Below are 13,702 nucleotides of genomic sequence, written 5' to 3'. Positions count from 1 at the left end.
TGGTAGACTGCATAGTATCAGCTCTCCTTTGCTATGTAGCTCTGAAATGGTTTGGTTTATACTACACTATCCATTTTAACCTACGAGATGTAGCAATTTGGAGGGCTGTCTTTTGTTTACGTTCATCTTAGCTAGCGAGACGGATGAGGGTTGCCGAGGCAGTGCGCTGAGGAGGAAGGTTACTATTCCTGAAAGGCAGACTGAGCGAACGGGATAATCTAAGAGCGATCTATGCCGGAGCAAGCCACGCCGAAACGGCATCTTTTTGTGCCCCAGGATTTTCGTTGGATTCTCTTTCAAGTTTTCCTAAAATTCTTCCAACTTTCGACCGATAACATATGTAAGTGACGCTTATGGGCAGTCCCTGCAGAACTTTGACGGGGACATCAACACACACTACACGACAAAGGAGAGATTAATCCATGCAACGCTTGAAGAAGCCCTTCATATGGTTGATGCTTACAGCATTGATCATCACATTGTTGCCATCGGGGTTCGTACCTACGGCCAATGCTGCTCAGGGCAACTATTTTATTCCGGATGACTTAACTCTGAGAAATACGACTACGTTAACACTCACTCCCGGTCCAGACCAAGTCGCTCGGGATAGCCGAATGTATACAACAACGCTTCCTACGATGACTTTTACCGGTACTTATTCTCAGGTTACTGAGGACTCCCTAAAGGTTAAAGTTGAACGTTTGACCTTTAAAGTTACAAATCAGGCTACGGGTGAGGGGGTCTGGGAGACAGATAGTTCTCAATTTAAAAATGGGAATATCTCTAGGGATACCTCGTCATCTTTCCAAGATAAGTTCAAAGTTACCAACTTGCCGTTATTCCCAGGGTTTAACCGAATTACGTTATCGGGTTCCCAGAATGGGATAACTCGTGAATCGACATTCTATGCTTTATTTGATCAAGTTCCATACGTACAAGATTTGAAATTGTTAGGATCCAGTTATGGAACCATTTACTTAAACGAGGGTTCGGAGGTTGTTGCAGATAAAGAAAACGTCTCGATCTCCGGTGAAGTGAAGAACGCGACGGAAGTAACCGTTAGTGTGAATGGGGGCACGGGTTTAGTCACTACATTAACACAAACGGGCAAATTCTTTTCGCCTGCCCTTAATTTGAAACCAGGCCTTAACAAAATTACGATTACTGTTAAAAGCGGCGCGGATTCTGTTACAATTGAGCGCTCCGTTTATTACTTTGATAAAAATAAACCGTTCGATACGATTGCCGTCCAGTATAACGGTGCTGAATATGATGTGAACAATAAAGTGGCAACCATCACAGAAGCCACAACACCGGCACTGCCTGTGTCTGGAACACTCAAGTTCTCGATGTTATTAAATGATACTGGTAATGCCTTTGGTGCATCGCAAGGTGCTGGAAAAGGCAATGTGACACTGACGGATTTCTTCAACACGACAAATCCGCCGTTCACGGCATTTACTGCCACAGAAACGGAGATTCCTGCACCAGACGGTGTATCCCGTGCATACAGATTAGTTGAAGTTAGTGTGCCATTCACCTTTGGAAGTGGAGACCAAAAGTTTAATCTTAGCGTGCAATATGATGGAACTTATTCGACATCTCTGAATATCAACTTCAAATACCTTCCAGGCGAGATTGGTGTTACCGGATTGAAATATATGAAGGACAGTTCAACGCCGCCAGCCAACATCAATGATCTTCCAGATCTGGATGGTACTCAAGCCGATAAAGATAATTTTTACATTTTAGTTACGGCAGACCAAGCGTTTAACAGCAGTGATCTTAAAGCAGTCTACTTGCCAAGAGGGACTACTGGACCGACAATTACTCCTGTAACTACGGGGACAGCAACACAGCATGTTTTCCAAATCACAGGATTTTCCAGTGGTACACAACAAGTGAAATTTAGCATTGGTACCTCCAGTGCATCCAAAATTGCTACTATTACGTATGCAACGAAAAACTACATCTATGTTGAAGGCTTGTATGATGGTCAAACGATTTCGGTAGATTCAAGTAAAGCGAACCTTTACGTAGATATTAATGGGGAGTACCGCGACTTTGAAAACCTGTCAAATCCACAGTTTTTTGTGAATGGGGTTTCTAATGATAAGTTGACGCCTCCTATTGCCTTTAATCCAACGACGGCTGCGCCTACTTTCTCGATTCAACTGCCGATCGATGTTAACGGCCCCTTATATTATGGTGAGAACCGTATTAAATTCAGCGGGGTATCCATGGATGGTAAGGGGAATTCCAGAACGGTTGTTAAAGAGTTGAGACTGTACATTCTGGATACAAATGTCTCGAACATTACTGTTTTCCGTCCGAAGATTTTTGATCCAGCAGTAACGTTTACAGGTCTGGATCTGAATGATACGAGCGGAGCTAACACACAGCTGACCCAAATCCTTGCGGGCTCGCCTGAGTTTAAGTTGGTTGGAGAGATTTATGAAACTAGCGCCAAGAATTATGATCTGATCATTCAAGGGGCAGGAGCCAAAATTATTAACTTAATGCGGGGCTCCGAGAGCGTCTTTAATTCCCAAACAGATGCACCTACTGCGGATCTGACTTCAACGGCGATGACAAGCACACAAATTCTTACAGGAACCATTGTTCGGAGCGGTAAACCGGACGTTGGTTATGATATGGCTGTATTTAACGGCAAGTTTGTATTGAGAATTAAGGATATTGCACTGGATTCGCTGGGAAGTCAGGTATATAATCTGGAGCTTATCAATTCTACGGGAGCCCGGACTTTGCAAAGACTGGAGATTTCTCGCGTATTGGCACCATATCGGATTCTATCTCCGGTTCCGACGGTAGGCGATCAGATCATCGTTAACAAGAACTTTGTTCGGTTCGATATTGAGGCTGAAGGTGCAACCCGAGTCATTATTGATAAAGGGGAAGCCATTCGTCGTACGGACCTGCCTGAAAATGCACCGGCAAGATTTATCTATGATTTTGTAGGGCTCAAACCGGATAAGACGACCAAGATCAAAATTCAAATTATACGTGGAACCGAAACGCTTAATGACACTATAGAGGTTTATTATACGAGTGCTGTTGCTGTGGATTCGCAGTATATGACGGAGAAACCGGCCACGAAGTATTCGGCGTTTAATAAAGCGCTGGAGTTAACTTTCCCTAAAGGTACCGTATTAAAAACAGCAAATGTACCTGAGGGTAGCGTAACTAAATTTTATCCGGACAATAAGTTGTTATTTGGGATTGCAGATCCTAAGAACGGGATCTTGGAGCGCCGGAACGATTACGGAAACTTCTTTAACATTGATAAGGACGAAAGAACACCAAATGGCTTAGCAACGCTGACTTTGCCAGAGGACTTGTCCGAGTTGTTCAACTCAACGGCCAAAACAAGTAATTTCACTAGAGTTTCTGATGTTTACTGGATTAACGGTGGTTACGGCGAGTATGGAAGCGGAGATTCGTATAAGCCGGCGACAAATGGTTTGCCGCCATATTCGATTTTGCCGCAGTACTCCGATTCCCAAAACTTCCGGGATCTCTTGCTACGAGAACCAGAAAGAAAGCTTGTACCTTCCCAACGCGGCACGTTGAAGCTAGCCTTCAACAAGAGCGTCGTGGATGAGGCAGGAACTACGGTAACGGTATTCCGATTCACCGAAAATTCGGAATGGGAGAATATCGGCGGGACTGTCGATACGAAGAACAATACCATTACCGTGCCTTTTGATGATTTTGGCTACTATGTTGTCATGAAGCAAAGCCGTGGATTCAGCGATATCACGAACCATCCATGGGCACGGAATATGCTGAATGCTCTGTATTCGAAGGGAATTATGGCAAATCTGCAGCCGAATACGTTCGGAGCCGACGATCTGACGACTCGCGGGGAATTTGCTACATTGCTGGTCAAAGGCCTTAATATCCCATTGAATTATGACAATAAAGTTCAAACTTATTTTGACGTTGTACCAAATGCCAAAACAGATACCTGGGAGTTCAAGTATATTGAAACGGCCTCCCGTGCAGGGATCATTACAGGTATTACTGAAGGATACTTTGGGGTTGAGGAGCCGATCACGAGAGAACAGGCAGCCATGATGATTGCTCGTGCACTCAAACTGAAGCTTCCGGCTAATGATAGTAAGTTGAATGCAACGTTGGCTAAGCAATTCCTGGATTCGGGAAGAATTGATCCTTATGCACGTCCAGCCGTGCAAGCTGTTTACAAAGCGAAAATCATGGATGGACAAAGTGTTACGACGGCAGGCAGCAAGAAAGCATCCGTCAATTTCAATCCGAAAAACAACATGACGAGAGCTGAGGCAGGGAAAGTTGCGGTTGAACTTCTGAAGAAAAGCTCGTCTATCTTCCCTAAAAACCTAAGCTAATAGGCGTTCAATGACTGGAGGCGGCCAAGGTTAACCAAGGCCGTCTCTTTATTTCCAATTACATCTTTTTGTGTTTTCCAGAGCTTTACGTTAAAATAAGCAGAGTAATAGACAATATGCAAAAGGGTGAACTTGAACAGATGAAACCGATCCTATCGAAACCGCAGTTGGGTTATTCCAAAGCTAAGCGCAAATTTGAGGATAGATCCAAAGTATTGGAGAAGCGCATTGAAGAAACGGCTAAGCTTCAAGAAGTAACCCAGGAGGTTATGGAGAGTCTTGTAATTGAGACGGGCTTCCATGATGCATTCACCGAGCTGCGTGCAGCCGAAAATGAACTTATCGAATGGTCTCATAACACGATGAAGCATGAGAAGACATACAAAGATAATAAAAAAGCCATCGACGAGATGTATGAGAAACTGAATACCGATCCGCAAATGCGGGCTCGTATTATCCAATTGGCCATGAGAGTAAGGTAGCTTGCGGCCGCTTGGGTACGAGATTTGCCCATAAGGCGTCCAAAATTGGACGTCTTATTTGTCGTGCACTCACATACAATGGAGATAGCGCGAAATTGGGAAAAGTTGCTTAATGACTGACATATTTCGGCATGATATACTAATTTCCGTCAGGCGGCAAGGAAGTCAAAAAGGAGTAACTCAGGGGAATCTTAGAAAAAGTTACAATCTCGCAATTTTTTTTGAAACCCCCGCAACTTTTTGAAACCTGCTGCGTTTAAGATGTAGAGCATTAACAATGGCGACCGTTTTAGACATGGCAACGTCTCCCTCATAGGGAAACTTGTCTATCTATTAGAAAATTTAGCTTTACGGCTCCGGAGACCCATTGTATAATGTTTAGGTAGGATTAGGAAACTAGTCTATTTCTACATTCTATTCATTCTCGTTTACAAGTTTCTGCAGTTCTGCTGCAGACCTAATTTATAGGAAACCTGCTCAAGCTCTGGAAAGGGGGTGCAATGGCTAATGAGTAACACGAGCTATTCATTTAAAGAAAATTCTCATGTGATAGTTAATCAAGGAGGAGAAAAAAAGGTTATGAAGAAAATTTTGTCCGTAGCTTTGTCTACAGCAATGGCATTCTCCATGTTTGCTTCCGTAGCATTCGGTGCTGATGCCCAATTGACTCCAGAGCAAAAATTTAATGCTCTGAAAGAGGCAGGGATCGTATCTGGCTTCCCAGATGGTCTGTCTCACTTGGAAAAAACGCTGACTCGCGCTGAACTCGCGAAAATCATCGTTAATTCCCTGAACCTGGAGCCAGTAACTGGCGTTGCAACTTACAAGGATAAAGGCTACAGTGCTAGCCACTGGGCAGCTCCTTACATTGAAGCAGCTACTGCAGCTGGCATCCTCAATGGTAAAGATGCTACTAAGAAACTGTTCGATCCGAACGGCGCAGTAACTGTACAAGAACTGGCTAAAGTTCTGGTAACTGCTCTGAAACTGGAAGTTCCTGCTGACGCTAACAACACTGCGTCCGAATGGGCTAAAGGTTATGTAGCAGCGGCTGTTAAAGCTGGTTACATCGCTGACGGCATCAACTACCAAGCAGCAGCTACTCGTTCCCAAGCGACTGTTGCAGCTTACGCAATCTACGAAGCAAGCCAAGTTCCTACGGTGAAATCCTACAAAGTGGTTGATCCGAAGAACGTAGAAGTAACTATGTCTAATGGTGATGTGGTTAAAGTTGCTTTGGAAAAAGCTCTCGAAGCTAACAAAGAAACTGAAATCAAATTCACTTACCAAGACAAAGAGTACACTGCAAAAGTTACTTATGTAACTACAGTTGCTCAAAAAATTCAAAGTGTTAAATCTGATGCTTTGAAACAAATTGTTATTACTTTCGATGGTGCAGTAGACGTCGAAACTGCTGGTAATGAAGATAACTATGTTATTAAGGACAAAAACTTCCGCAGCGCTACCGTTTCTGATGACAAGCAATCGGTAACTTTGTTGATTGATGAAGATTCTGCAAGTTTGACCAATCAAAGAGAAATCGAGCTTGAAATCAAGAATGTTAAGAACGAAGATGGTTCGAAAACTTTCAATGAGAAAGTTAAGTTCACTCCGATTGACGTAACAGCTCCTACGGTTAAGGAAGTTACAAGTCTGGGAACTAAAGCATTCAAAATTAAATTCAGTGAGCCGATTGTTGGTTCTACAGCAACGCTTTCCAGCAATTATCGTATCGATGGTAAAGCAATTGGTGCTTCTGTTAAGTTTGCTTTCCCTGATACAGTTATCGTTCAAACTGCACTGACAGAAGGTGAACACAATGTAACTGTTGAAGGTGTTAAAGATTTTGCCGGATTGGGTGTGGCTGCAGTTAATAATGCATTTACTGTAACTGCTGATGCATCTGCTCCTGAAGTTGTCTCTGCAAAATCTAAAGATTTGAAAGAAGTTACAGTAGAATTCGATGAAACTGTTAAGAGTGTATCCGAAGCTTATGCAAATTCTACATCTAACAAAGCTTCAATTAAAATTGAAGATAACAAAGTTATCCTGAGCTTCAAGAACGCTATTAACTACACTGAAAACACAATTACGTTGAAAGGTGTTAGTGACTACAGCGATAACAAAGCTGACAGAGAAGTCAAAGTGACTCCTACTCTCGATACAGTTCGTCCAACGGTATCTGAAGTTGAACTTAAAATCAACGAAGAAGGTCACTATGTAGCCAAGGTTAGATTTAGTGAGAAATTGCATCAAGATTCTTTGAAACGTGAGAACTTTGTTCTTAAAAATTCTGAAGGTAAAACAGGAACAGTTTCGGGTGTGAATGCTAATGGTAATCCGCATCTTGCTCCTACCTTCGAAGATAACAGCAAAGCAAACGTTATCCTTGTAGATCTTGGATTCGGATTAGCTTCTGAGAAGTATACTCTTACTATCTCTAATGTGAAAGACAACGCTGCTGTTCCGAATTTGATTCTCCCTGTAACTGTCGACTTGGATGTTACAAAAATTCAAAATGGTGAGATCAACCGTGTTTGGGTTGAACGTATTAACAGCACAGAAAGCTATGTGTTTGTTGAGTTCAACAAAGAACTGAGCACAGACGGTGACGGAAGTGCACTTTCGCCTGCTAAATACAGCTTGTTGAGAGACGGTGCTCTTATTGGTCAATTGACTGATAAGGATCTCGATGTTGAAATGCTTACTGCAAAAACAGTCCGCATCAGAACTGACAAAGCTTTCGACTTTGCAACTTATGACTACTCTGTAAAAGCAAGCTACATTAAAGATGCTACAGGTCAGTACATTAAACAGGGTAACAGCTATGAGTTGGTTAAAGCTGTTAGCGAAACCAACGCTGTTAACATCAAAACTGATTCTGTAAAAGCGATTAGCCGTACAGAAGTTAAGGTAGAATTTGATTCTGCAATTACTTCTTTGGTTGATTCGGACTTCAGAGTGAATGGATATCCAGTAGTTGGTACTCTGGCTGCTGACGGAAAATCCGCAACGCTGAAAGTCGAAGATGATCATAAGTTTGCAGCGACTGCCGCTGGTGTAACGCTTACAACTGTTCGTAGCTTGTCTTCTCAAAACGAGTACGGTATTAAGTTGTCTGCACTTCCAGAAGCTGGTGTAGTTGCGAAGGATGAAATCAAACCAGAGTTTGTTGAGGATACGATGAAAATCGCCAGAACAGCTTCTGCAACTACAGCAACTTATGATATTGAACTTGGCTTGACTGAAACTGTTCAATTCAATACTGCTAAATTTGGTGCAGCTGCTGGTGCTGTAGCAAATACCGCATTTGAAATTGAAGCTAAACAAGGTAACGACACTTACAAAGGTACTGTGACTGGCATCAACTATGGTACAGGTAAGATCACTCTTACTGTAGAGTTTACGAAGGATGATGCTCCTGTTGCTAACCTTGGTTCCAATGCAGCTATTGTTGTAAAACTGAAAGATGAAAATGAAACTGCTAAGTACATCATTGATACAACTGGCAATAGCAATGCTCTGAAAGCATTCACTACATCTAACGTTTTCAACAATATTCCTAGCATCTAAGTAATAAGCAAAAAAGGATTGGCATCTGCCCATTCCTAGATTGTCGAGAAACCCACGTCATCAGACGTTGGGTTTCTCTTTTTTTATTTTAGTAATTGTAATTCAAACCAAAAGAGGGGGATCACCCCCTCTTTTCCAGGCGTCCGCAAAGCTTCGCTCAATCGTTTCTTTTCGTTTGCGGTATAACAAGTTTTCCGTCCCGGCTCAGCTGGTTGTTACGCACCCATTCTTTACTGTCTTCCCAGACGTGGCGGGTCAGCACCTTCCGGTTGTTACGCGAATGCGTACATTGTGCAAGCATGTGACACTGCTTGCACTGCTCCGGATCTGAGGTATACTGCCGGTACCCCTTTCGGTCCGTCGTGCGGTAGGTCAAGCGTTGCTCCGCTGGACAGATATAGGTGTTGCTTTCAGTATCGTAAGTAAATTTCCACTTTGGGAAAAGACCTTGCTTAGAGTGAAATCTCCGGTGTGCAATCACCGCAAATATTTTCCGTTCTTGCAAACCACGGCAAATCGGCATCGTTAAATGGCCCGAATCGAGGGCGACAGCCTCTACTTGAAAGCCAAAGCGTTCTCTCTGGCGGTCTAGACGAGATAAATAGGGAACGGAATCATGGACGTTTCCCGGCGTAACATGGACATTGGTGATCAGATTAAAATTCAGGTCCACTGTCCGGTGATCGAAATAAAAGAACCCCTCCGGCTTGCCATCGCAAATCATATAGCCACTATCAAGATCTGTAGTGCTCACTTTAATTTCATTAGTTTCGTTCACATCCTCTCGTTCTTTTAGAGCTTTTTTCCGTGTGCCTTACGGTCCTCCGTCACAGCCTCATTGAGTTCATCTATGTAGTCCTTCGTGTTTTGCAGAACTTCCTGCTTGGTGTAATGGTGCTTATTGGCGTTGGCTTTCACATGAGTTGGATCGGTAATCAGTACGCGTCCGCCTACCTTTTTATGTGAGATGGATTGGAGTACAATTTCATCGAAGATCTCTTGAAAATATCTGTCTCCTTAAAGCGAGTTCGCCGGTTCCAGCTAATCGTCGAGTGGTCTGGGACTTTATCGGTCAGGCCCAGACCTAAAAACCACCCGTATGCCAAGTTAGTTTGAATCTCGCGTTCCAGTTGTCGTTCGGAACGAATGCCGTAGAAGTAACCGAGAAAAATCATTTTGAACAGTACGATCGTGTCAATGGCCGGACACCCGTTGTCCTCACAATACAGGTGGCCGAACCTTTTCCTCAATAAAAGAAAAGTCGATATATTTGTCCACTTTACGCAGTAAATGATCTTGTGGAACCGGTTCTTCGGTCGATACGAACTTGTAGCTCTGTTGTTTTCCCGATTAGATCTCAGCATCCAAAACACCATCCGTTCATGAGTATACATCATTAACGCGGTGTCGACTTAAATTATATACCCATTCCTTTTTAACAAATACATTAGTTAACTTTTAAATCCGCCTTTGGATAAAAAACTCGCTAGCTTGTATAAGGAACTAGAGGCAACCGATATACTCAATATAATGAATAGAAGATTAGTTGCTTTTTGCACATTATAAGTACAGCTATTTAAAACAAATTCATTGCTAATGCTAAACTTTTTCTATTCCTGTGCGTATATACATATATAAGACTTAATAATAGGAGGATTTAATATTGAGTAGAACGAAGTGGATCGTGGCATCATTGGCTGTTGCTGCATTAATGAGCCAGAGCGCTGCAGGATACGTAGGGGCTGCTGCAACGAATACCAAAGTAAAATCTACAACTCAAGCATCGGTGAAAACTATTAATAATTTGGCAGGTGTAAATATCGGCGCGAAGAGTACCGTCAAATTGACTAATATCAATATTTTGTCTCAGGATGACGGAAGTATTTTGACCTATACGCTGACTTTTCATAACAATGGAAGCACGACTTTATCGCTGCTGGATTATTGGTCTAAAGTTAAAACAAAATCTGGAGTGATTTATAGTGTATCTGCAATAAATTCAGATAAGGATAAGAAGAAAGTAGTGCCTGGTTCGTCTGTTTCTGTTACGTACACCACTAAGATTGCAAAAGGCTTGAAGTACAGTGATCTTAATTTCCAGGTGCTTAAGTGGAACTTTAGTATACCTGGATATGAGCAAGTCTTAGGGACAATTAAAATACCAGCATCTTATACTGTTGCAACGCCTGTTAATACGACGCGAAAAATCACCTTTGGTGATTATACAGCAAATGCAAAGGTCAGTAATGTAAGTGTTATTGGGTTGGGTGCTAATAATTATGTAAGTGTAGCATTACAATTACATAATTTAGGTTCAAAAACAATAGAAAATCCTAATCTCAAATATGTTATTCAAACTCCGAGCGGAACACCATTTGCTTTGACCTCAGACGGAACGAGTTCTAATCTTCAGATTTACCCGCAAGAAGGAAAAACACTGAATTTGATTGCGAAAATACCTAAAACGGTAAACTTGGCAAATCTTCAGTTGCTACTTGTTCAGACAGATGAATCTACAAAAACGGATTTGCCTATAGCCACATTGAATTTAGGAACGAAAAAAGGTCAGAACTCGATAACAGCCGTTGACAAGGAAAAAATATTAATGATTGACAACAGTCCAATCTCTACTAGAATCGATAGTGTTTCGCGTAATCAAAGCTTTGGACAAAGCAATCTTTCCATCCAATTCGCATTGACCAATAAAGGGGATCAGGCCGTTACTTTACCGAACTATGCTTTTGAAATTCAATCCGGTTCAAAAAGTTATTCGCTGACAGCAAGCGGCCTGTCTGAAACGGTTCTGGAACCTGGAGAAGAGCAAATAATCTCTATCGATGGAACAATACCGGTTATTGCAAACTCAGATGCATTAGAATTGATTTTAAAAACGCCAGCGGGTTCATCCAATTCTACCGGGGAAACGCCTTCAACGAATAATCTAGCGACTGCGTATCCTATAGCCGGTTATAAGTTGCCGGATTATATTGAGATGCAATATGCCATCGGTCAAGAGCGGATTGTCAAAAATAATGATGGAACCTTTGGTGTTACCCTTGATGACATCCAAAAGCTCCCTTGGGAAGATGGGAACATTCTGGCTACCAAAATAACCATTACAAATAAAGGAACAAGGGCGGCTAAACTCCCTGAATTTGCTGGGGCGTACAAACTGGATTTAACCGAATTAAGCGGTACAGTTCAGTTAATCAATAGTAACACAACGCAAGTTCTTGGTGTTGGTGAAAAGGCAAGTGTATATGTGGCTGCCAATATTCCATCAAGTTTGAGTTTCTCTCAATTACAAGTACAATTGCTGCAAAAATTAAGTGCAGAAAAAACAAGCAACTGGGTGATGTTTTCGAACTATGGGAAGACCAGTGATCTTGATGTCATAGCCGATGGCTCTTATTTTAATTTGGATACTGCTGGGAAGAAGTCCGATTTACAAACACGTAAAACCTACATGTATAAAGGAAGCACGAACGACATTATTTACACAGAGCTTATCTTGAAAAACCGAGAAAATAAACAGACCGTTCCTCCTATGCTTACGGGGTACTTCCTAACGGATCAGGGCCAATATTATAAAGCTGAAGTAAATCAAGTTAAACGGAGCATAGGTCCTGAAGCGGCAAGCATTGTCACATTCTCTGCTAGAGTTCCAAAGGGGACGGTAGTATCTAACTGGAAGCTGGTAATTGGTGAAAGCATTTCAGATAATAAATTTACTGCGCCGGAGGGTACTCCGACGGGTTACGTGAATGCTTCAGCGATGGAGCTGAATCTTGATAGCAGAGATATCAAGAATACCTTGAAAGATATTCAATTGTTCCCATACACTTTATCCGTAAAAGAAGTCGTTGGGAACACAAGTTCTTCAGGACTTCAGGTTAAATTGAAATACGATCTCAGTCGGGATTTGGCCTTTGAGATGGGGGCTTTCCAACACAAGTTTATTCTCGAAGTGGTAGATTCCAGTGGTGCTCGCTTTGAGAAAGAAATTGAGTTGGAAAAAGACTTTATTGTTGGTGGAAATCAATCATACTCCTATGTTATCAGCGATCCTATCTTTGCAACCTCAAGAACAGGTGGCTTCCAATTCTCCATTTATGATTCTTACCAAGGGGAGAAAACCAAAATTGCCACTTCAACCGCATACTATAGTAACTCGTCTCTGTACGAATGAATAATTCAAAATATGAACAAGCCCTAATCCCTCCGGATTTGGGCTTGTTCCTTTCTACCAAACCCTCTATCATAGACAATAACAGAGTCATAGAGGAGGAACATAATGAAGACGGGTTGGAAAATCGCAACGGCCGTGGTATTGATTGGCGGCAGTGTTTGGGCGGGATCGCTCTTGAATATGCAAGCGGAAGGGGCAGGGACGACGCCAGGAACCGCAGATGACCCCGTGGTTACGAAGAGCTATGTGGATCAAGCGATTCAACAAGCCCTTGGTGGTGGAAGCTCCAGTACACCTAACGCACCATCAACTGGAGATTCTGACAGCAGTTCCAGCAACGAAGGAATTAAAATCGTGGAAGTCAAACCAGGCAAGATCCTTATTGCCTCTGCAGGGGCGGAGTTTATTGTTCGCGCCGGTAAAGCTGTAGTATATAGTGCGGATGCTAATGGTGTCGCAGACCTCACTGACGGGAAGGATATTCCGAACGGTGGAACAGTTACGAACAACCATCTGTTGTCTTTCCCAAGAGAAGGCCGAGGGATTCAAGTTCAAGAAGGCGATACCCACAACCTAACGGTCATGGTACGGGGCGGATACCAAATTAAATAGCCCGAAAATGCCCGGACACGCGGTTGCTTGGAAGGAATGGGCAGCACAGACAATACTTCCTGAGCGTAGTGAAGGTAAAGTGAGGCTATGCTACTCCTGAAACCAATTTCTCAGGAGGTGTCTGGATTATGGCAAGAGGCAATCGGAAAATCGTACCGGAAAGTCGTCAAGTACTGCAGCAATGGAAATATGAAATTGCTGCTGAGTTTGGTTTGCCTGTAGGGTATGGCGCGACAGGAGCTGGAGCGGATACGGAATTTGCCGGTGAACTGGGGGCCATTGGCAGCGGGCAAACCTATAGTGGAGGCTGGGGACATCTGACTTCCCGCGAAAACGGCTCTGTCGGCGGGGAAATTACGAAACGCCTCATCGCGCATGCCGAACAGAACTTCATCCTATAAATTAGGGCTTGCTGAATAATCAAAAAATCCTTATCTCACAAGGGTTTAGAGGCACTA

General features: G+C 42.8%; 8 protein-coding genes. 6 read left to right on the top strand and 2 right to left on the bottom strand.

Translation table 11 applies throughout. The features are described from left to right. The first annotated feature begins 422 nt into the window (after positions 1–422). The 3 genes from RW092_RS03685 to RW092_RS03675 all read left to right on the top strand — a co-directional run bounded on the left by RW092_RS03685 (position 423) and on the right by RW092_RS03675 (position 8,443). Positions 423–4,388 carry an S-layer homology domain-containing protein gene (locus tag RW092_RS03685; RefSeq protein WP_316009573.1) on the top strand — a complete coding sequence of 1,322 codons (3,966 nt, stop codon included), beginning with the start codon at positions 423–425 and terminating at the stop codon, positions 4,386–4,388. A 140-nt stretch (positions 4,389–4,528) separates the two neighbouring features. Next, the gene (locus tag RW092_RS03680) at positions 4,529–4,870 is read left to right on the top strand and encodes a hypothetical protein (protein WP_028538158.1); all 342 of its coding nucleotides are present in this window, start codon (positions 4,529–4,531) and stop codon (positions 4,868–4,870) included. A 507-nt stretch (positions 4,871–5,377) separates the two neighbouring features. After that, on the top strand, positions 5,378–8,443 hold the full coding sequence (locus RW092_RS03675) for an S-layer homology domain-containing protein (protein WP_316009572.1): 3,066 nt from the start codon (positions 5,378–5,380) through the stop codon (positions 8,441–8,443). A gap of 157 nt (positions 8,444–8,600) precedes the next feature. Here the strand turns inward: RW092_RS03675 and RW092_RS23895 are convergent, their stop codons facing one another. Then, entirely contained in the window at positions 8,601–9,221 is a 621-nt protein-coding gene (locus RW092_RS23895; protein ID WP_486187846.1) for a transposase, read from the bottom strand. A 172-nt stretch (positions 9,222–9,393) separates the two neighbouring features. After that, the gene (locus tag RW092_RS23890; RefSeq protein WP_486187847.1) at positions 9,394–9,807 is read right to left on the bottom strand and encodes a transposase; all 414 of its coding nucleotides are present in this window, start codon (positions 9,805–9,807) and stop codon (positions 9,394–9,396) included. 299 nt (positions 9,808–10,106) lie between these two features. Here RW092_RS23890 and RW092_RS03665 point away from each other — a divergent pair, with 299 nt between their 5' ends. The 3 genes from RW092_RS03665 (at position 10,107) to RW092_RS03655 (ending at position 13,645) form a co-directional block, all read left to right on the top strand. Next, positions 10,107–12,632: a hypothetical protein gene (locus RW092_RS03665; RefSeq protein ID WP_316009571.1), complete on the top strand. Its 2,526-nt coding sequence runs from the start codon at positions 10,107–10,109 to the stop codon at positions 12,630–12,632. A gap of 105 nt (positions 12,633–12,737) precedes the next feature. After that, positions 12,738–13,244 carry a hypothetical protein gene (locus RW092_RS03660; protein WP_316009570.1) on the top strand — a complete coding sequence of 169 codons (507 nt, stop codon included), beginning with the start codon at positions 12,738–12,740 and terminating at the stop codon, positions 13,242–13,244. Positions 13,245–13,372: 128 nt separating this feature from the next. Further along, positions 13,373–13,645: an alpha/beta-type small acid-soluble spore protein gene (locus RW092_RS03655; RefSeq protein WP_028538155.1), complete on the top strand. Its 273-nt coding sequence runs from the start codon at positions 13,373–13,375 to the stop codon at positions 13,643–13,645. The last annotated feature ends 57 nt before the right edge of the window (positions 13,646–13,702 follow it).

The organism is Paenibacillus sp. 3LSP (assembly GCF_032465655.1).
Classification (GTDB): domain Bacteria; phylum Bacillota; class Bacilli; order Paenibacillales; family Paenibacillaceae; genus Fontibacillus; species Fontibacillus barengoltzii.
Note: the sequence above shows the minus strand (reverse complement) of the source record. Positions and strands in the feature narration are given on the sequence as shown.

What these genes read in the sequence shown, in the direction of transcription:
- RW092_RS03685 (WP_316009573.1), top strand. Translation starts at nt 423, where the DNA reads ATGCAACGCTTGAAGAAGCCCTTCATATGGTTGATGCTTACAGCATTG.
- RW092_RS03680 (WP_028538158.1), top strand. Translation starts at nt 4,529, where the DNA reads ATGAAACCGATCCTATCGAAACCGCAGTTGGGTTATTCCAAAGCTAAG.
- RW092_RS03675 (WP_316009572.1), top strand. Translation starts at nt 5,378, where the DNA reads ATGAGTAACACGAGCTATTCATTTAAAGAAAATTCTCATGTGATAGTT.
- RW092_RS23890 (WP_486187847.1), bottom strand. Translation starts at nt 9,807, where the DNA reads ATGCTGAGATCTAATCGGGAAAACAACAGAGCTACAAGTTCGTATCGA.
- RW092_RS03660 (WP_316009570.1), top strand. Translation starts at nt 12,738, where the DNA reads ATGAAGACGGGTTGGAAAATCGCAACGGCCGTGGTATTGATTGGCGGC.
- RW092_RS03655 (WP_028538155.1), top strand. Translation starts at nt 13,373, where the DNA reads ATGGCAAGAGGCAATCGGAAAATCGTACCGGAAAGTCGTCAAGTACTG.